Source organism: Streptomyces sp. AK010 (genome assembly GCF_014207295.1).
Taxonomy (GTDB): Bacteria; Actinomycetota; Actinomycetes; order Streptomycetales; family Streptomycetaceae; genus Streptomyces; species Streptomyces massasporeus.
The window spans coordinates 78,822-98,111 of the sequence record NZ_JACHCX010000011.1; the positions used below are offsets into that span (position 1 = coordinate 78,822).

General features: G+C 71.1%; 20 protein-coding genes. 11 read left to right on the forward strand and 9 right to left on the reverse strand.

The features are described from left to right. The first annotated feature begins 63 nt into the window (after positions 1–63). From HDC93_RS21645 to HDC93_RS21675, 7 genes are all read left to right on the forward strand, one after another. Positions 64–1,110 (forward strand): BMP family protein, encoded by a 1,047-nt coding sequence (locus tag HDC93_RS21645; RefSeq protein WP_185012517.1) that lies wholly within the window; start codon positions 64–66, stop codon positions 1,108–1,110. Positions 1,111–1,320: 210 nt separating this feature from the next. After that, positions 1,321–2,892, forward strand: a complete 1,572-nt coding sequence (locus HDC93_RS21650) for an ABC transporter ATP-binding protein (RefSeq protein ID WP_185012518.1) — start codon at positions 1,321–1,323, stop codon at positions 2,890–2,892. After that, the gene (locus HDC93_RS21655) at positions 2,892–4,010 is read left to right on the forward strand and encodes an ABC transporter permease (RefSeq protein ID WP_185012519.1); all 1,119 of its coding nucleotides are present in this window, start codon (positions 2,892–2,894) and stop codon (positions 4,008–4,010) included. Before HDC93_RS21650 ends, HDC93_RS21655 begins: the two co-directional genes overlap by 1 nt. Continuing rightward, positions 4,007–5,272, forward strand: a complete 1,266-nt coding sequence (locus tag HDC93_RS21660; protein ID WP_185012520.1) for an ABC transporter permease — start codon at positions 4,007–4,009, stop codon at positions 5,270–5,272. Before HDC93_RS21655 ends, HDC93_RS21660 begins: the two co-directional genes overlap by 4 nt. Further along, positions 5,269–5,673: a cytidine deaminase gene (locus HDC93_RS21665; RefSeq protein WP_185012521.1), complete on the forward strand. Its 405-nt coding sequence runs from the start codon at positions 5,269–5,271 to the stop codon at positions 5,671–5,673. The genes HDC93_RS21660 and HDC93_RS21665 overlap by 4 nt, the downstream gene beginning before the upstream one ends. Before the next feature lie 87 nt (positions 5,674–5,760). After that, entirely contained in the window at positions 5,761–7,044 is a 1,284-nt protein-coding gene (locus HDC93_RS21670) for a thymidine phosphorylase (RefSeq protein WP_185012522.1), read from the forward strand. Between the two features lie 96 nt (positions 7,045–7,140). Next, entirely contained in the window at positions 7,141–7,734 is a 594-nt protein-coding gene (locus HDC93_RS21675; RefSeq protein ID WP_185012523.1) for a Uma2 family endonuclease, read from the forward strand. Between the two features lies 1 nt (position 7,735). Here HDC93_RS21675 and HDC93_RS21680 read toward each other — a convergent pair whose 3' ends face one another. Beyond that, complete coding sequence (locus HDC93_RS21680) at positions 7,736–8,656, reverse strand: AEC family transporter (protein ID WP_185012524.1); 921 nt, start codon at positions 8,654–8,656, stop codon at positions 7,736–7,738. A gap of 212 nt (positions 8,657–8,868) precedes the next feature. On the opposite strand from HDC93_RS21680, the gene HDC93_RS21685 reads away from it, so the two are divergent. After that, a complete protein-coding gene (locus HDC93_RS21685) occupies positions 8,869–9,255 on the forward strand; it encodes an STAS domain-containing protein (RefSeq protein ID WP_185012525.1) in 387 nt (128 codons plus the stop codon). Here the strand turns inward: HDC93_RS21685 and HDC93_RS21690 are convergent. Together HDC93_RS21690 and HDC93_RS21695 are read right to left on the reverse strand one after the other, a co-directional pair. Continuing rightward, positions 9,139–10,155 carry a sigma-70 family RNA polymerase sigma factor gene (locus HDC93_RS21690; protein WP_185012526.1) on the reverse strand — a complete coding sequence of 339 codons (1,017 nt, stop codon included), beginning with the start codon at positions 10,153–10,155 and terminating at the stop codon, positions 9,139–9,141. The genes HDC93_RS21685 and HDC93_RS21690 overlap by 117 nt on opposite strands. A gap of 224 nt (positions 10,156–10,379) precedes the next feature. Then, on the reverse strand, positions 10,380–11,654 hold the full coding sequence (locus HDC93_RS21695) for an MFS transporter (RefSeq protein WP_185012527.1): 1,275 nt from the start codon (positions 11,652–11,654) through the stop codon (positions 10,380–10,382). A gap of 62 nt (positions 11,655–11,716) precedes the next feature. Between HDC93_RS21695 and HDC93_RS21700 the strand changes: the two genes are divergently transcribed. Beyond that, the gene (locus HDC93_RS21700; protein WP_185012528.1) at positions 11,717–12,679 is read left to right on the forward strand and encodes a LysR family transcriptional regulator; all 963 of its coding nucleotides are present in this window, start codon (positions 11,717–11,719) and stop codon (positions 12,677–12,679) included. A gap of 70 nt (positions 12,680–12,749) precedes the next feature. Here HDC93_RS21700 and HDC93_RS21705 read toward each other — a convergent pair whose 3' ends face one another. After that, on the reverse strand, positions 12,750–13,508 hold the full coding sequence (locus tag HDC93_RS21705; protein WP_185012529.1) for an alpha/beta hydrolase: 759 nt from the start codon (positions 13,506–13,508) through the stop codon (positions 12,750–12,752). Between the two features lie 123 nt (positions 13,509–13,631). Here HDC93_RS21705 and HDC93_RS21710 point away from each other — a divergent pair, with 123 nt between their 5' ends. Next, positions 13,632–14,789 (forward strand): adenosine deaminase, encoded by a 1,158-nt coding sequence (locus HDC93_RS21710; protein ID WP_185012530.1) that lies wholly within the window; start codon positions 13,632–13,634, stop codon positions 14,787–14,789. 141 nt (positions 14,790–14,930) lie between these two features. Beyond that, entirely contained in the window at positions 14,931–15,296 is a 366-nt protein-coding gene (locus HDC93_RS21715; protein WP_185012531.1) for an ATP-binding protein, read from the forward strand. A 78-nt stretch (positions 15,297–15,374) separates the two neighbouring features. Here the strand turns inward: HDC93_RS21715 and HDC93_RS21720 are convergent, their stop codons facing one another. The 5 genes from HDC93_RS21720 to afsQ1 all read right to left on the reverse strand — a co-directional run bounded on the left by HDC93_RS21720 (position 15,375) and on the right by afsQ1 (position 19,218). Next, positions 15,375–15,587, reverse strand: coding sequence for a PspC domain-containing protein (locus HDC93_RS21720; RefSeq protein ID WP_185012532.1), 213 nt, complete (start codon positions 15,585–15,587; stop codon positions 15,375–15,377). A 62-nt stretch (positions 15,588–15,649) separates the two neighbouring features. Next, complete coding sequence (locus tag HDC93_RS21725; RefSeq protein ID WP_185012533.1) at positions 15,650–16,234, reverse strand: VanZ family protein; 585 nt, start codon at positions 16,232–16,234, stop codon at positions 15,650–15,652. A gap of 85 nt (positions 16,235–16,319) precedes the next feature. Further along, positions 16,320–16,937: a hypothetical protein gene (locus HDC93_RS21730; RefSeq protein ID WP_185012657.1), complete on the reverse strand. Its 618-nt coding sequence runs from the start codon at positions 16,935–16,937 to the stop codon at positions 16,320–16,322. Further along, a complete protein-coding gene (locus HDC93_RS21735; protein WP_185012534.1) occupies positions 16,937–18,544 on the reverse strand; it encodes a HAMP domain-containing sensor histidine kinase in 1,608 nt (535 codons plus the stop codon). Before HDC93_RS21735 ends, HDC93_RS21730 begins: the two co-directional genes overlap by 1 nt. After that, positions 18,541–19,218 (reverse strand): two-component system response regulator AfsQ1, encoded by a 678-nt coding sequence (gene afsQ1 / locus HDC93_RS21740; RefSeq protein ID WP_053675520.1) that lies wholly within the window; start codon positions 19,216–19,218, stop codon positions 18,541–18,543. Before afsQ1 ends, HDC93_RS21735 begins: the two co-directional genes overlap by 4 nt. Positions 19,219–19,290: the final 72 nt, after the last annotated feature.

The following is a 19,290-nucleotide window of genomic DNA, read 5'->3' on the forward strand; positions in this document are numbered from 1 at the left end:
AGCGCTGAAGCTGAACCGTCCCGGCGCTGTGCGACCTCGGTTGTACGACAGGAGCACCCACACATGCGCCGGATTTCCCGGATCACGGTCGCAGGCGCAGCGACCGCCTCCCTGGCCCTCGCCCTCTCCGCCTGCGGCAGCACCTCGACCTCCGGGTCGTCCGACTCGAAGGGCGACAAGGGGCTCGCCATCGCGTACGACGTCGGCGGCAAGGGCGACCAGTCCTTCAACGACGCCGCGTACGCGGGTCTGGAGCAGGCGAAGAAGGAGTTCGGGTACCAGACGGCCGACGTGGAGCCCACCGAGGGCGAGACGGACGCCGACAAGGAGCAGCGCCTGGTCTCCCTGGCCAAGCAGGGCCACAACCCGGTCATCGGTGTCGGCTACGCGTACGCCGCGGCCGTCAAGGGCGCCGCGGAGAAGTTCCCGGACACCACCTTCGGCATCGTCGACGACGCCACGATCAACACCAAGAACGTGGCCGACCTGGTCTTCAACGAGGAGCAGGCCTCCTACCTGGCCGGTGTCGCCGCCGCCAAGACCTCCAAGTCGAAGGTCGTCGGCTTCGTCGGCGGTGTGGACATCCCGCTGATCCACAAGTTCCAGGCGGGCTTCGCGCAGGGCGTCAAGGACACCGACCCGAAGGTCAAGGTGCTCTCGCAGTACCTCACCCAGACGGCCGAGGAGGGCGGTTTCGCCAGCCCCGACAAGGGCAAGACGGCCGCCGAGGGTCAGATCGAGAAGAAGGCCGACGTCGTCTACGCGGCCGCCGGCCTGTCCGGTCAGGGTGTCATCGAGGCCGCGGCCACCCAGAAGGTGTGGGCCATCGGCGTCGACTCCGACCAGTACCAGCAGGAAGCCCTTGCCAAGTACAAGGACTCCATCCTGACCTCGGCGATGAAGGACGTCGCCAAGGCGGTGTACAACCTGGCGAAGTCGGTCGAGGACGGCAAGCCCGAGACCGGTATCGTTCGTGGCGATCTGAAGACCGGCGAGGTGAGCCTGTCGAACTCCAACCCGAAGTTCGCGGACGACGCCGAGCTCCAGGCAGCCATCAAGACGGCCAAGGAGAAGATCATCAGCGGCGAGATCAAGGTCAAGAGCAGCTGACGAGCGACTGCCTCGAAGCAGGCGGTAACCCCCGGGGTTACGTCCGCTCGACGGGGTACGGGGAGCTGCTCCTCGTGCCCCGTTGCCGCGGGGCGTCGGCCCCTTTGTATGCCGTAGGGGCGCTACGCGCGTAGACGGCCCCCGTCCCCAGGAGAGTGCGCCATCAACGCGTCCAGCAGCCCTCCGGCCGGAGCGGCGGTCAACGAATCGGTGACCGCCGTCGAACTCGCCGGGATCACCAAGCGCTTCCCCGGAGTCGTGGCCAACCACGACATCCACCTCAGCGTCCGCAAGGGCACCGTGCACGCCCTCGTCGGCGAGAACGGCGCCGGCAAGTCCACGCTGATGAAGATCCTCTACGGCATGCAGAAGCCGGACGAGGGCACCATCGCCGTGGGCGGCGAGCAGGTCACCTTCTCGTCGCCGGCCGACGCCATCGTCCGCGGCATCGGCATGGTCCACCAGCACTTCATGCTCGCCGACAACCTCACGGTCCTCGAGAACGTGGTCCTCGGCAGCGAGAAGCTCTACGGCATCGGCGCCAAGGCCCGCCGCAAGATCAAGGAGCTCTCCGAGCGCTACGGCCTCGGCGTCAAGCCCGACCTCCTCGTCGAGGAGCTCGGCGTCGCCGCCCGCCAGCGCGTGGAGATCCTCAAGGTCCTCTACCGCGGCGCCACCACCCTCATCCTCGACGAGCCGACCGCCGTGCTCGTGCCGCAGGAGGTGGACGCGCTCTTCGCCAACCTGCGCGAACTGCGCTCCGAGGGCCTGTCGGTCATCTTCATCTCGCACAAGCTCGGCGAGGTGCTCTCCGTCGCCGACGAGATCACCGTCATCCGCCGCGGCACCACCGTCGGCACGGCCGTCCCGGCCGAGACGACGCCCCGTCAGCTCGCCGAGATGATGGTCGGCAGCGAGCTGCCCACGCCCGAGACGGCCGAGTCCACGGTCACCGACCGCCCGGTCATCACCGTCGACCAGGTGCGCCTCGCGGCTCCCGGCGGCAAGGCCCTCCTCGACGACATCAGCTTCACCATCCACGCGGGCGAGGTCCTCGGCATCGCCGGCGTCGAGGGCAACGGCCAGACCGAACTGGTCGACGCCCTCATCGGCCTGCGGTCCGCCGACAGCGGCACCATCACGCTCGCCGACGAGGAGATCACCGCCTGGCCCACCCGCCGGCGCCGTGAGCAGGGCATCGGCTACATCCCCGAGGACCGGCACCGCCACGGCCTCCTCCTGGAGGCACCCCTCTGGGAGAACCGCATCCTCGGCCACGTCACGGAGAAGCCCCTCGCCAAGGGCGTCTGGCTGGACCCGAAGGCGGCCCAGGAGGACACCCGCCGGATCGTGACGGAGTACGACGTCCGCACGCCCGGCATCGACGTCACCGCCGCGTCCCTGTCCGGCGGCAACCAGCAGAAGCTGATCGTCGGCCGCGAGATGAGCCACAAGCCCCGCTTCCTCATCGCCGCGCACCCCACCCGGGGCGTGGACGTCGGCGCCCAGGCGGCCATCTGGGACCACATCCGTGAGGCGCGCCGCGAAGGCCTCGCCGTGCTGCTGATCTCCGCCGACCTGGACGAGCTGATCGGCCTGTCCGACACGCTGCGCGTGATCTACAACGGCAAGCTGGTCGCGGACGCCGACCCGGCCACCATCACCCCCGAGGAGCTCGGCTCGGCCATGACCGGTGCCGCCACCGGGCACCTCGCGCACGACGACACCCCCGAGATCTCGAAGGCCGACGCCCCCGAGTCTCCGGAAGACGAGGCCCGCTGATGAAGAAGTTCGACAAGGAGCGCGTGCTCCTCGCGGTGGCCGGCCCGGTCATCGCGCTGGCCGTGGCCTTCGTCCTGAGCGCGATCGTGCTGCTCGCCTCGGGCAAGAGCCCCTTCGAGCCGTTCGCCCTGATGTTCGAGCAGCTGGGCTTCTCCGACATCCAGGTCCTGATCATCAACCAGGCCTCGATGTACTACATCGCGGCCCTCGGGGTGGCCATCGGCTTCCGGATGAACCTGTTCAACATCGGTGTCGACGGCCAGTACCAGCTCGGCGCCATGATGGCCGCCGTCGTCGGCGCCCATGTGAACCTGCCGGCCGCCCTCCAGGTCCCGCTGCTGCTCCTGACCGCCGTCCTCACCGGCGCCTTCTGGGCCGGCATCGCCGGTGTCCTCAAGGTCACCCGCGGCGTCAGCGAGGTCGTCGCCACGATCATGCTCAACGCGATCGCGACCTCCGTGATCGCCTACCTGTGGCTGCCGGACGTCTTCGGTGTGAAGGTCGGCAACAACAACACCACCGGCGAGATGTACGAGTCCGGCTGGATCCCCGGGTTCAGCCTGGGCGACTCCGGCGAGATCTACGGCCTGGTGCTGCTCGCCGTCCTGCTCGGCATCGGCTACTGGGTCGTCCTCAGCCGCACCCGCTTCGGCTTCGACCTGCGCGCCTCCGGCGCGTCGCAGACCGCCGCCGCGGCCAGCGGCGTGGACCCCAAGCGCATGGTGCTCAGCGCCATGCTGATCTCCGGCGGCATCGCGGGCCTCGCCGGCCTGCCGATCCTGCTCGGCGACACCCACACCTACAGCCTGAACTTCCCCACCGGCATCGGCTTCCTCGGTATCGGCATCGCCCTGCTCGGCCGCAACAGCCCCGTCGGCATCGCCTTCGCCGCCCTGCTGTGGGCCTGGCTCGACAAGGCCTCGCCCGAGCTGGACTTCCACGGCTACGACAAGGAGATCGCGGTCATCATGCAGGGCCTGATCGTCCTCTCGGTCGTCGTCTCCTACGAGGCCGTCCGCGAATGGGGTCTGCGCCGCCAGCAGCGTCGCGTCGGCGCCGAACTCGCCGCCGGACACGTCCTCGGCGCTCAGAACACGAAGGAGGTGGCTGGCCGATGACCACCGCGACCGACGTCAACCAGCCCACGCTGCAGCCCGCGGCGCCGACCGGCCGCCGCCTGTCGTGGCCCGTGCTGCTGCTCATCATCGCCGGAGGCCTGGCGCTCACCTCGATCGTCCGCCTCATCACCGGCGCCGACGGCATCACCAACGTCAGCCAGATGTCCACCGCGCTCCAGCTCGCCGTGCCGATCGGCCTCGCCGGTCTCGGCGGTCTGTGGGCCGAACGCGCGGGCGTGGTCAACATCGGCCTCGAGGGCATGATGATCCTCGGCACCTGGTTCGGCGCCTGGGCCGGCTTCCAGTGGGGCCCCTGGACCGGTGTCCTGGTCGGCATCCTCGGCGGCGCGATGGGCGGTCTGCTGCACGCCTTCGTGACCGTCACCTTCAACGTCAACCACATCGTCTCCGGTGTGGCCATCAACATCCTCGCCCTCGGCGCCACCCGCTACCTCGCGCCCCTCGCCTTCGAGGGCCACACGGGCGGCTCCGCCAAGCAGTCCCCGGCGGTCGACTCCCTCGGCCACTTCACCGTGCCGGGACTGTCCGACGCACTGCGCGACCTGAACAACCAGGGCTGGTTCTTCGTCTCCGACATCGCGGGCCTGCTCGGCGGACTCGTCACCAACGTGTCCTGGCTGACCCTGATCGCCATCGCGCTGATCCCCGCCACCTGGTGGATCCTGTGGCGCACCGCGTTCGGCCTGCGCCTGCGCTCCTGCGGCGAGAACCCCGTCGCCGCCGAGTCCCTCGGCGTCAACGTCTACAAGTACAAGTACATCGCCGTCGTCATCTCCGGCGGACTGGCCGGCCTCGGCGGTGTCTTCCTGTCCACCGTCGCCAACCCCTTCTACCTGGAGGGCCAGGTCAGCGGACGCGGCTTCATCGGCCTCGCAGCGATGATCTTCGGCAACTGGATGCCGGGCGGCCTCGCCCTCGGCGCGGGCCTGTTCGGCTACACCGACAGCCTCAACCTGCGCGGCGGCTCCGCCAACGTCCACGCGTTGCTGCTGCTCGGCGCGCTGCTGCTGATCATCGCGGCGATCTTCCTGGTGGTCCGCAAGAAGTACGCCCCGTCGATGATCACCGCGGTCGTCGCCGCCCTGGTGTTCGCCTGGTACGCCACCACCGACGAGGTCCCGAACCAGGTCGTCTCCGCCACGCCGTACGTCATCACCCTGGTGGTCCTCGCCCTGTCGGCCCAGCGGCTGCGGATGCCCAAGGCGGACGGGCTGCCGTACCGGAAGGGGCAGGGCAAGTGACCGGCTCCGGCCCGGCCGTCGACTGGGAGAAGCTGCGCGCGGTGGCCCGGGACGCCATGTCCCGGGCGTACGCCCCGTACTCCGGCTACCCGGTCGGAGTGGCGGCCCTGGTCGACGACGGCCGGATCATCTCCGGCTGCAACGTCGAGAACGCCTCGTACGGCCTCGGTCTGTGCGCCGAGTGCGGTCTGGTGTCCGAGCTGCACAACACCGGCGGCGGCCGGCTGACGCACTTCACCTGCGTCGACCGCCACGGAACTTCACTCGTCCCGTGCGGCCGCTGCCGTCAGCTGCTCCACGAGTTCGGCGGCCCGGAGATGCTGCTGGAGACCCCCGCGGGGATCCTGCCGCTCTCGGAGATGCTGCCCCAGGCCTTCGGCCCGGAACACCTCAGCAAGTAACTTCCGTGCGGCCCCTCTGAGTTGCTCACGCGACCGGCTCAGGGGGGCGCCGTACGGCTTCTGGAACCCTCGGAAGGAAGCCAAGCCATGGCCATGGACGTCATCTCCGTCATCCGCACCAAGCGGGACCGCGGTGAGCTCAGCGACGCGCAGATCGACTGGGTCATCGACGCGTACACCCGCGGGGAGGTCGCCGACGAGCAGATGTCCGCTCTCGCCATGGCGATCCTGCTGAACGGCATGAACCGCCGCGAGATCGCCCGCTGGACGGCCGCGATGATCGCCTCCGGCGAGCGCATGGACTTCTCGTCCCTGGCCCGCCCGACCGCCGACAAGCACTCCACGGGCGGCGTCGGCGACAAGATCACGCTGCCGCTGGCCCCCCTGGTCGCCGCCTGCGGCGCGGCCGTCCCGCAGCTGTCGGGCCGTGGCCTCGGCCACACCGGCGGCACCCTGGACAAGCTGGAGTCCATCCCCGGCTGGCGTGCGCTGCTGTCCAACGAGGAGATGCTGAACGTCCTCGACACCACCGGCGCGGTGATCTGCGCGGCGGGCGACGGCCTGGCCCCCGCCGACAAGAAGCTCTACGCCCTGCGGGACGTCACCGGCACGGTCGAGGCGATCCCGCTGATCGCCTCCTCGATCATGTCCAAGAAGATCGCGGAGGGCACGGGCTCGCTGGTCCTGGACGTGAAGGTCGGCACCGGCGCCTTCATGAAGACCATCGAGGACGCCCGCGAACTGGCCTCCACGATGGTCGGCCTCGGCACCGACCACGGCGTGAAGACCGTCGCGCTTCTGACGGACATGTCCACCCCGCTGGGCCTGACCGCCGGCAACGCCCTGGAGGTCCGCGAGTCGGTGGAGGTCCTGGCGGGCGGCGGCCCGGCGGACGTGGTCGAGCTGACGGTGGCCCTGGCCCGCGAAATGCTGGACGCGGCGGGCATCAGGGACGCCGACCCGGCGAAGGCCCTGGCCGACGGCTCGGCGATGGACGTCTGGCGGCGCATGATCGCGGCCCAGGGCGGCGACCCGGACGCGACGCTTCCGGTGGCCCGCGAGCAGCACGTGATCAAGGCCCCGGCCTCGGGCGTGCTGACCCGCCTCGACGCCTACGACATCGGCGTCGCCGCCTGGCGCCTCGGCGCGGGCCGTGCCCGCAAGGAGGACCCGGTGCAGGCGGGCGCCGGCGTCGAGATGCACGCCAAGCCGGGTGACACGGTGACCGAGGGCCAGCCCCTGCTGACCCTCCACACGGACACCCCCGAGCGCTTCGAGTACGCCCTCCAGGCGGTCGAGGGCTCCTACGACGTCGCAGCGCCCGGAACGGACTTCACGGTGTCGCCGGTGGTGCTGGAGCGGATCGCCTGACCAGGCGGTTTCCCTGTCGGGTGAACGGGATCGGTGGACCCCTGCCGGTCCCGTTCGGCATGCTGGGATCGGTGACGCACCGATAGGAGAACCGCCATGAGCGCACTCACCGTCGACCACTCGCCGGCCAACGGACACGAGTGGGACGACCTCGTCCGGATCTGGCAGGAGACGGACGCGCCAGAGGGCTGCAAGGTGGAGATCATCGAGGGGATCGTCACCGTGGCACCACCGCCGTCCAACGCCCACAACGACATCGCTGACCTGGTTCGGCGAGCCCTGTACGGGGTTGTCCCCAGGCATTGGGGCATCTACCAGACCCTGGGTACGGCGGTCCCGTCTCGTGACGGGCTCTATATTCCTGATCTCGCGGTAGCCCCCAGGCAGGTGCTGCGTGACGAGGGTGGCAACTTCATCCCAGCGGCTGCCGCCGAGCTCATCGTCGAGATCACGTCCAAGTCGAACGCGGCGCACGACCGGATCACAAAGGCCGCAGGCTACGCCCAGGCGGGTGTCCCGCTGTATCTGCTCATCGACGGCTGGGCCCCCGGCGGTCCCACCATCACGCTCTACGGCGAACCGCGACTGGATGTCTACCGGGTTCTCGACGCGGGCAAGTTCGGAGAACTCATCACGCTGCCCGATCCCTTCGGACTCGGCCTCGACACCGGCGAATTCGCCCAGAACTGAGTCACCCCAGCAGCGCCGCCACCACCACCAGCACCGGCACCGCCAGGACCGTCGACAGCAGGATCGCCTCCCGCGCCAGCACCTCGCCCACCCGGTAGCTGCTCGCGTACGTGAAGAGGTTCTGCGCCGCCGGCAGCGCGGACGTCACCACCACGTCGAGCAGCAGGGCACCGCGCAGGCCGAAGACACCCGCCGCCAAGGCGTAGGCGACCAGCGGCTGGAACACGGACTTCAGGGCCACGGCGAGGAGCACCGGGGCCCGTTCCATGCCGCGCAGCGGGAGCGTGCTGCCGCGCAGGGAGATTCCGAAGGCCAGCAGCACCGCCGGGACCGACATGTTGCCGATCAGGGTCAGGGGGTCCATCAGGGGGCCCGGCACCGTGAGGCCCGACGCCGAGACCGCCACCCCGGCCAGGGAGCCCAGGGCTATCGGATTGCGCAGCGGCGTCAGCAGCCGCTGCCACAGGGGCCGCTTCTGCCCGCCGCTCGCCAGGTCCAGGACCGTCAGCGCCACCGGTGTGACACCGACCAGCTGGAACAGCAGCACCGGCGCGACCAGGGACGCGTCGCCCAGCACGTACACGGCGATCGGAATGCCCAGGTTCCCGGAGTTGACGTAGCTGGAGCACAGCGCGCCGATCGTCGTCCGGCCGACCCCCCACCCCCGCGCCGCACCCACCGCCACGAAGACACCCGCCGCCGCTGCCGTGCTCATCGCCGTGACCAGCAGCCGGTCGGAGAAGATCACCGACAGATCGGCCTGCGCGAGGGTCGTGAAGAGCAGCGCCGGGGACGCCACGTGGAAGGCGAGCTTGGTCAGGACCTCGCGCCCGCCGTCGCCCAGATACCCCCGGCGGCCGATCAGATAGCCGACGCCGATGACGACGGCGATGACCGCGAACCCGCTCAGCACCCCCTGCACGGCGCCCCCTCACCGACGAAGCGAGCATCGGGCAGCGCGGCAGGGGGAGATGGTTGGGGCATGCAGCCAACCCTCTGGGGAAGGCGCTGCCCAGGTCAATGTGATCCTCGCGGCGCCGCCCGGTCCGCACAGCGGGCACCAGGACCGACGACCGCGATGAGTTACGCCCGCCCGCCCGGTCCGCACGGCGCGCACCAGGACCGACGACCGCGATGAGTTACGCCCGCCCGCCCGGTCTACCGCTCGTGGACGCCATGACACCGCCCGTGCTCGTACTGCCCGGCCCCGTCACCCGGGACGAGGTGAAAGGGCTCAGCGACGATGTGCGGGCACTGCTGCACGGCAGCGGTGCCCGGGTCGTGGTGTGCGATGTCGCGGGTCTGGGGCCGCCGGGCCTCGCCGCCGTCGACCTCCTGGCGAGGCTCCGGCTGGCCGCCCGCCGGGCCGGGGGACGGATACGGCTGCGCGACCCCGACCCGGCCCTACGCGCCCTGCTCGACCTGGTCGGTCTCCGCTTCGAGGTGGAGGGGGAGGTCGAAGAGCGGGAACCACCGCTGTGTGTCGAGGAAGCAGTGGAACCCGGTGATGCGGCCGTCTGAGATCTCCAGCACCTGGACCGCCCACGGCATGAAGCCGCCCTTGTCCGGGTCCGGCTTGTACTGGGCGAACCCCGGCAGGCCGTTGACCTGGACGGGCACCAGCCGGGAGCCCGCGCAGGGCGCGCCGAGGGTGGTCATGAAGCCGGTGATGTCCCGCGTGCCGGTCAGCCAGAGGTCGAACGGCGGCATCGTCATGACCGCGTCCTCGTGCAGGAGGGCCGTCAGCGCCGTCATGTCGTAGCCCTCGAAGGCCGCCACATAGCGGTCCAGCAGCTTCTGCTGGTCCTCGTCCAGCGGGTCGGAGACGGCCGCCTCGGCGCCCGGCTCCTGCCGCTCGGCGAGGGTGGCGCGGGCCCGCTGGAGGGCGCTGTTCACCGACGCCACCGAGGTGTCCAGCAGCTCGGCGACCTCGCTGGCCTTCCAGGCCAGGACCTCGCGCAGGATCAGCACCGCCCGCTGCTTGGCCGGGAGCTGCTGGAGGGCGGCCATGAAGGCCAGCCGCACGGACTCCTTGGCGATCGCCGCCTCCGCCGGGTCGTGGGTCGTGGGCAGCACACGGGCGTCCGGCATGGGCTCCAGCCAGGTGTTGTCCGGGCGCGGGGAGAGGGCGGCCCGGGCGAGCGGGGTGGACTCGGCCAGGTCCATGGGCCGGGCGCGCTTGTTGCCCGCGCTCAGCATGTCCAGGCACACATTGGTCGCGATCCGGTAGAGCCAGGAGCGCAGGCTGGAGCGGCCCTCGAACTTGTCGTAGCTGCGCCAGGCACGGACCATCGTGTCCTGCACCGCGTCCTCCGCCTCGAAGGAGGAGCCGAGCATCCGGTAGCAGTACCCCGTCAGCTCTGTTCGGTGTGCCTCCAGCCTGGTGTCCAGGTCCGTCGGTGTCGCCGTGCCGTTCGCCATCTCCACCCACCCCTGTGGACGTTCTGTTCACGCGCCATCGCGCTCCAGCACTTCGGAAGCTACCGCAGCCCACTGACAACGGCCCCCCGAGCGCACGAAAGCGCAGGTGGAAGGGGTTGATCCAGAACGGAGAGTCCCCCTGTCCGGGGCCGGTGGCCGGCCGGCGCGGTGGGTATCCGCACCCGCCGGCCACCGGCCCCGACCAGGGGGAGTGCCGTCGAGGCTCAGGCGGCCGTGGCCAGTTGCCGGCGCTGCAGTCGGGCCGCCCGGGTTCCGAAGACGGTGATCGTCACGACGCCCAGGACCGCGAGGAGTCCGACACCGACCGTCCCGGCCCAGCCGCCCGCGTGGAACGCGATCGCGCCGACCGTGCTGCCCGCGCTGGAGCCGATGTAGTACGCCGACTGGTACAGCGCCGAAGCCTGGGCCCTGCCGTGCGTGGCCGTCTTGCTGACCGCCGAGGAGGCGACAGCGTGGCCCGCGAAGAAGCCCGCCGTGATGAGCACCAGGCCCAGCAGGACCAGCGGGAGGGAGCCCGCCAGGGACAGCAGCAGGCCCGCCGCCGTCGTACCGCCGCCCGCGTACAGCGCGCCCCGGCGGCCCAGCCGGCCGACCAGCCGGCCCGCCGTGGACGCCGACACCGTACCGACCAGGTACACCAGGAAGATCGAGCCGATGATGCCCTGCGGCAGCGAGAACGGGGCCTCGGTCAGGCGGTAGCCGATGACCGTGTACACGCCGCCGAACACCGTCATGAACAGTGCGCCGATCGCGTACAGCCGGCACAGCAGCGGGTTGGACAGGTGGTCGCGGACCGTACGGGCCAGCACCCGTGGCCGCAGTGAACCGGCCCTGAAGTGCTTCGGGGCGGGGAGCAGCAGCCGGAAGGCCACCGCACACGCCACCGCGATCACCCCGATGACGCCGACGGCCACCCGCCAGCCCCACTCCTGCGCGACCCAGCCGGTGATGACCCGGCCGCTCATCCCGCCCACGCTGTTGCCCGCGACGAACAGGCCGATCGCGGTGACCAGCGCCTTGGGGCTGACCTCCTCCGCGAGGTACGCGGTCGCCGACGCGGGCAGCCCGGCCAGGGCGGCGCCCTGCAGCGCCCGCAGCGCGATCAGCGCACCGAGGGAGGGGGCGAGGGGCACCAGCAGCCCGAGCGTGACGGCCACGGCCAGCGACGCGGTCATGACCGCCCGGCGTCCGAAGCGCTCCGACAGGGCGCTCATCGGCAGCACGAACAGCGCCAGCCCGCCCGTCGCGGCGGCCACCGTCCAGCTCGCGTCGCTCGCCGCCACCCCGAACTCGCCGGAGATCAGCGGGAGCAGGGCCTGGGTGGAGTACAGCAGCGCGAAGGTCGCGACACCCGCGAGGAAGAGGGCGAAGCTCATCCGGCGATAGCCGGGTCCGCCCGGGGAGACACGGGAGTCGGCAGCGGGGACAGGGACATCGGCGCCCACGACGGTGGACGCCCCGGTACTGGCGGGAGACATGCCTCGAACGTACGGACGGCGCACTCATCCGTCCAATGCATGGAACGGTCATAATCGTTCCCATGGTGCATCAACCGAGCTCACAGGGTCGCCTGTCACCAAGCAGTGACACAGAAGACATGGCAGAGATGTCGAAGGTGCTGGCGCCGCGCCTCGCGTACTTCGCGGGCGTCGCCCGCACCGAGCACGTCACCCGGGCCGCCCGGGAGATGAACGTCCCCCAGTCGACCCTGTCCCGCTCCATGGCCCGCCTGGAGCAGGACCTGGGCGTCGACCTGTTCGCCCGGCACGGCCGCACGGTCTCCCTCACCCCGGCCGGCCGCACCTTCCTCGCCTCCGTGGAACGCGCCCTGGCCGAGGTCGAGCGCGCCGCCGAGGAGGTGCGCGCCGACGCCGACCCGACCACCGGCAAGGTCGCCTTCGGCTTCCTGCACACCATGGGCGCCGAGACCGTCCCGGGCCTGCTGCACGCCTTCCGCGCCGACCATCCGCGGGTCCGCTTCAGCCTCGTCCAGAACTACGGCGAGGCCATGCTGGAACGCCTGCGCGCGGGCGAACTCGACCTGTGCCTGACGTCGCCGGTACCGGACGCCCCCGACCTCGTGGCCCGCCGCCTGGACGAGCAGAAGCTGCGCCTGGTCGTCCCCGCCGACCACTCCCTGGCAGGCCGCCGCCGCATCCGCCTCGCCGAGGCCGCGGACGAAACCTTCGTCACCCTGGAGCCCGGCTACGGCCTGCGCCGCATCACCGACGACCTGTGCAAGGAGGCCGGCTTCAAGCCCCGCATCGCCTTCGAGGGCGAAGAGGCGGAAACACTGAGGGGCTTGGTGGCGGCGGGTCTCGGAGTCGCCCTCCTGCCTCCGCCGGCGGTCCCGCGCCCGGGAGTGGTGGAACTGACGGTCACGGCGCCGAGAGCCGTCCGCGAGATCGGCGTGGCCTGGCTGGAAGGCCACCCGGACACACCCCCGGTGGCGGCCTTCAAAAGGTTCCTGCTCTCAAGAAGGGGCAGTTTGCTGCCGACTTGAGGGGCGCGGGGAACTGCGCGACAAGCCACATGCAATCCGCACAGGCCGACGAACAGGCACCCCAGCGACGCTACCGCCTCGAAGGACTGAACCCCGCAGCGAGCGGCATCCGCAACCCCAACGGCGGCGGCGCCGCGAACGCGTCCCGCACGGGCCGCGACACCGCCCGCCCGAACAACGCCCCCATCACGAAGTCCTCGGCCAGGGCCAGCACTTCGTCCCGGTACTGGTGCAACCCGTGCCCGTCCGCGTGCACTTCGAACCGGCACACGTTCCGGTTCGCCTTCTTCGCCCGGGCCGCCAGCCGGAACGACAGCTCCGGATCCGTCCGCCCGTCGTTCGTGCCGTGCACGATCAGCACCTGCCGCCCGACCAGCTGCTTCACCGGTTCGGGTGGCGCCGCGACGTCCTCCTGCGGCAGCCAAGGGGCGAGCGCCAGCACGGAGTTGACGGCCTCGTGGCCGCCCGCCCGCAAGCCGGCCCGGCCGCCCATCCCGACCCCGACGAGGCAGACCGGGACATCCCCGTACCGCCGTACGATCTCGTCGGCGGCCCAGGTCGCGTCCTGCGCGAGACTGGCCTCGCTGCCGTTCCACCCGCGGTAGCGGTAGTGCACGACGTGCGCGGCGAGACCCTCGTCCCGGCCCGCGCGGGCCAGCCGGCGCCCGACGCCGCGCATGGAGGCGGTCGCCAGCAGGGGTGACGGTCTGCGGCCGGATACCTCGTCGCCGCCGGGGAGCAGCAGCACCGCGCCGCTCACCGCCGTCGGCTCCGGACCGAGTGCCCTGCCCAGCCGGGCCCTGCGAACCGGCGTTGCTTGGTGTGCCATGGCAGAACAGTGTCAGAAGCGCGGGTGTACACGACCCGTCCTCGGGATCACCGTTACGTATCGACGAAAACGCAGAGCATCCGGGAACGCGCCATCTACGCGCGTAGGAGTTAGAGTGCGGAAATGACGAGCCAGACCATCGCGAACACCCCGACACCGGACCAGATCCGCCGGGCGCCCAAGGTTCTGCTGCACGACCACCTCGACGGCGGTCTGCGCCCCGGCACGATCGTCGAACTCGCCCGCGAGAACGGCTACACCCAGCTCCCCGACACCGACCCCGAGAAGCTCGGCGTCTGGTTCCGCGAGGCCGCCGACTCCGGCTCCCTGGAGCGGTACTTGGAGACGTTCTCCCACACCGTCGGCGTCATGCAGACCCGTGACGCCCTGGTCCGGGTCGCCGCCGAGTGCGCCGAGGACCTGGCCGCGGACGGCGTCGTCTACGCCGAGGTGCGCTACGCCCCCGAGCAGCATCTGGAGGGCGGTCTCGGCCTCGAAGAGGTCGTCGAGGCAGTCGACGAGGGCTTCCGGGAAGGGGAACGGCGCGCACGCGAGAACGGGCAGCGCATCCGCGTGGGCGCGCTGCTCACCGCGATGCGGCACGCGGCCCGCGCCCTGGAGATCGCCGAACTCGCCAACCGCTACCGCGATCTGGGCGTCGTCGGCTTCGACATCGCGGGCGCCGAGGCCGGCTACCCGCCCACCCGGCACCTCGACGCCTTCGAGTACCTCAAGCGCGAGAACAACCACTTCACCATCCACGCCGGCGAGGCCTTCGGTCTGCCCTCCATCTGGCAGGCCCTCCAGTGGTGCGGCGCCGACCGGCTCGGGCACGGTGTGCGGATCATCGACGACATCCAGGTCCACGAGGACGGCCGGGTCGAACTCGGGCGGCTCGCCTCCTACGTCCGGGACAAGCGCATCCCGCTGGAGCTGTGCCCGAGCTCCAACCTCCAGACCGGAGCGGCCTCATCGTACGCTGAGCATCCGATCGGACTGCTGCGCCGGCTGCATTTCCGCGCCACCGTCAATACGGACAATCGTCTCATGTCGCACACCAGCATGAGCCGGGAATTCGAGCACCTCGTCGAGGCATTCGGATACACGCTCGACGACATGCAGTGGTTCTCCGTCAATGCGATGAAATCAGCGTTCATTCCTTTCGATGAACGACTGGCCATGATCAATGACGTCGTCAAGCCCGGATATGCCGAGCTGAAATCCGAATGGCTGTTCCGTCAGGCCGCCTCCACCAGCGGTTCTGCCCATTCGGAGGGCTGAGTCCGGGTTATTGGGCGCACATGGGGTGCGGGCGGTGTTCACAATCCGTCCGCATTCCGATGTTTGCGGCGGGTGGCACGGGGTGTTTACGGTCGCTGGACCGCTCACCCACCCCGTCATCCCGTTACGAGGACGCATTTCATGAAGCAGTCTGCTGCCAAGTCCCTCGGTGTCGCCGTTCTCGGTGCCGCCTTCGCCGCCGCCGGCGTGGGCGTCGCCAATGCCGCCCCGGCCCTCCCGGACACCGCCCAGACGCTGGAGGCCGTCCCCGCGGCGCTCCCGGCGGAGCAGCTCTCCCAGACGCTGCCGGGCTCGGGCGAGGCGCTGGGCCAGGGGCAGACGGCGGCCGGAGCCGGCCTGGCCGCCGCCCAGCCGGTCGCCGATCAGATCCTCGCCAACGGCCCGACGGGCCCCGCCGCCAAGCTGGGCGGCCTCCCGGTGCAGGGCCTCCCGGTGCAGGGCCTGCCCACGCACGGCCTGCCGGTGAACGGCGTGCCGGTCGGCTGAGTCTGCCGCCGAGGTGAACACATGCCGATGGGGCGCATCCGCACGGGGTGCGCCCCATCGGCGTTTGCGCAGAACGCGTCACCAGGCCGTCTGGGTCTTGTCGTGGATCTTGTCCTCCGACGGGAGCACGATCCACAGCGCGATGTACAGCAGGAACTGCGGGCCGGGCAGCAGGCACGAGATCAGGAAGATCACCCGCATCGTCGTCGCGGAGGTGCCGAAGCGCCGTGCCAGCGCGGCGCACACTCCGCCGATCATGCGGCCGTGGGTGGGGCGGGCGAGGCGGGACATGTGCGACTCCTTCGTGAGGGTGTGTGAGGCCTCTCGTCCGAGTACCCCATCTGCACTCCACGCTACGGAGACGAAGGGGGCAAAGCGTCGCTCCACGGGGCGATCCCGACCCTGGGAATCGTCGGGGTCCGACCCTGAGCCGGCTCCTCCGGGTGCAGGGGCGCGCGGAGCGGGCGGGCGGTGGTGCGACGGCGCAGCCAGGAGCGGCCCGCCGGGACCAGCGCGAGATGCGCGAGGGCCACGCCCAGGGTGTTCAGGAACAGCGCGTCGACGTCGACGACCTGACCGGGCACGCCCGTCTGCAACAGCTCGATGCCCCAGGAGAGCAGGGCGGCGGCCGCGACGGTGCGCAGCAGGGACGCCAGCGGCGAGACGACCAGTCTGCCGCCGACCAACGGCAGCAGCACACCCAGCGGGGCGAGCAGGGCCAGCCCCTCGCCGATCCGCCGGGCCGCCTCCGGCCAGCCCAGGGCGAGATCGGCCCGGATACCGGCGAACGGCCGCAGATTGGCGGGCATCACCCAGGGCACGTCCAGCGGCCGCAGCGTGAACCAGGCGACGAACGCGAGGTGGGCGACGAGGAGGACACCCCCTGTCACACGGATGCGGAACGCGGCGCTGTCGCCGATGGAGCCTTGACGCTGCACGACCCCCAAGACGCGGCCTCCGGCAGGATCGGTTCCGGGATGGGCCCCGGTTGCCCTGTGAGGCATACGCCACAGGCGGGGCGGATCACTCCCCGGCCGCGTCCTTCGACGGCGGTTCCGTGCTGCCCGGCCGGGCCCGCACCTCGTCGGTGCACTCGTAGCGGCGCGGGGACTCGGCGCCCGGCCCGCCCAGGACCACCGAGCCGTCCCCCTCGGCCGCCGCCGAGTCGGAGAAGGTGCAGACGACCTGCGCGAGGGCGTACGAGGTGAGGCCGGCCGGTGCCGTGCTCAGCCGCAGCGTGTCGTCCGGGTCGCCGGGGCGCGGCCCGCCGACGGTGATGCCGCCGCGCACGTCCGTGCTGTAGCCGGCCTCCTTCTCGGCGGCCGACGTGGGTGCGGCGAGCTGGTCCAGCAGACCCTGCGCGACCAGGATGCGCCGCTCGGAGTCGGCCGCGCCGTCCGGGACCCGCACGGTCCGGTCGACGGTCACCAGCGACGACCCGCACAGCAGGAACACCTGCACCGGCAGCCCGCGGGCCGCCTGCGTGGAGACGTCCGGCTCGGCGAGCGAGCACTGCACCCGCGACGGCGCCGGCCCGAAGTTCGTCGGCACCTCCGTGGCCCGGATCCCGCAGCCGGCCAGCAGCACGGCGAGCGCCGGAACGGCCAGCAGCCTGGGCACGGCCGCGCGACGTGCGGTCATCATGCGTCCCCCTTCGTGTCCTCGCCCTGGGGCCGGTCGGTGTCGCTCCCGGGCGTCAGCCCGTCCTCGGCGGGCTGCTCCTCCTCCGCGGGGGACGTGCCGCGCGGCAGCCGCAGCGTGAACACCGCACCCGAGTCGGGCGAGTTGGCCGCGGTGATCTCGCCGCCGTGGATATGGGCGTTCTCCAGCGCGATGGACAGTCCCAGGCCGCTGCCCTCGGAACGCGGCCGGGAGGCGCTGGCCTTGTAGAAGCGGTCGAAGACGTGCGGCAGGACGTCCTCCGGGATGCCGGGACCGTGGTCCTGCACCTCGATGACGATCGAGTCGTCCGCCTCCCGCACGGACACCCGCACCGGGGAGCCGCCGTGCTTGAGCGCGTTGCCGATGAGATTGGCCAGGATGACGTCCAGTCGGCGCGGATCCAGCCGGGCGTGCAGGCCGCGCTCGGCGTCCAGCTCGACCGCGTCCAGCCAGGCACGGGCGTCGATGCAGGCGGTGATCTGGTCGGCGAGGTCGACGTCGTCCAGGACGAGCCGGGCGGTGCCCGCGTCGAAACGCGTGACCTCCATCAGGTTCTCGACCAGGTCGTTCAGCCGCCGCGTCTCGCTGACCACCAGCCGGACGGCGGGCTCGATCATCGGGTCCATGCTGCCGGTCTCCGCCTCCAGCTCCTCCTCGAGCACCTCCGTCACGGCGGTGATCGCGGTGAGCGGCGTCCGCAGCTCATGGCTCATGTCCGCCACGAACCGCCGGGACGCCTCGTCGCGGGCGGCCATGTCGGCGACCCGTTTCTCCAGCGCCTCGGCCGCGTTGTTGAACGTCCGCGACAGATCGGCGAGTTCATCCGTCCCGGACACCCGCAGCCGGGTGTCCAGCTTGCCCTCGCCGAGCCGTCGCGCGGCGGCCCCGAGCCGCTGCACCGGCTTCAGCACGGTCGTCGCCGCGGCCTGCGCGAGCAGCGCCGAGCCGATCAGCGCGAGCCCCGTGGCGATGCCCAGCGACCAGGCCAGCGAGTTGAGGTCCTTGGCCTCCGGCTCCAGCGACTTGAGCATGTAACCGGTCGGGCCGCCCCCGATCACCCGCGTACCGGCCACCAGGTACGGGGTGTCGTGGTCGACTATGCGCTGCCAGTACAGGTGGTACGGGTGCTTGTTGGCCCCGTCGACCTTCTGCGTACGGTTCACCGCCGCGCGCAGCGACTTCGGCACGTCCTGGAGCGAGAAGCCGTTCAGCCCGCCGGAGCTGCCGTAGACGGTCCGGCCCTCGGTGTCGCGGCCGACCAGCAGCACGCTGAAGCGCTGGTCGCTGCCCGCCATCTGGCCCGCGGTGTGCTGCAGTTCGTCCTGCGTCGGACGCTCGGGCAGCGCGCCCGCCCGGTTCTGCATCTCCTGCTCGAAGTCGCGCAGCACGGCGTCCTGGGTGCGGGTGAGCACCGCCTCGCGGTTGAGCCAGTACGCGATCCCCGACGCGGACACGGCGGCCGTCAGTGCCACCAGGCCGAAGACGACGACCAGTCGCAGCCGCAGGCTGGTGAAGCGCAGCCGCGACAGAGCTCCCTTGCGCGCCCCGGTCCAGCCGTGGGCCCCCCCTTGGTGCGCCTGGGTCACTGAGGCGCGTCCAGCCGGTAGCCGACACCCCGCACGGTACGGATCAGCGTCGGGGACGACGGCACGTCCTCGACCTTGGCGCGCAGCCGCTGGACACACGCGTCCACGAGCCGCGAGTCGCCCAGGTAGTCGTGCTCCCACACCAGCCGCAGCAACTGCTGCCGGGACAGCGCCTGGCCCGGCCGCCGGCTCAGCTCCAGCAGCAGCCGCAGCTCGGTCGGCGTGAGCTGGAGGTCCTCGCCGTTCTTCGTCACGGTCATCGCCGAGCGGTCGATGACGAGGCTGCCGAAGCTCGCCGCGTCGTTCGACTCCCGCTCGCCGCGCCGCAGCACGGCCCGGATCCGGGCGTCGAGCACCCGCCCCTGGACCGGTTTGACGACGTAGTCGTCGGCGCCGGACTCCAGCCCGACCACCACGTCGATGTCGTCGCTGCGCGCGGTCAGCAGGATGATCGGCAACTGGTCCGTGCGCCGGATGCGCCGGCACACCTCGAACCCGTCGATGCCGGGCAGCATCACGTCCAGCACGATCAGATCCGGCCGCTGCTCGCGAAGGAGCTTCAGACCGTCCTCACCGCTGGCAGCGGTCGCCACACGGTGGCCCTGGCGCGTCAGTGAGAGCTCCAGGGCCGTCCGGATGGCGTCGTCGTCCTCGATCAGCAACAGGGAAGGCACGCGCTCATTCTGGCCCATGGAGGGCTCGGGGTTCGACCGGTGGGGCCCACTCGGTGCGACCGGTACCGCCGA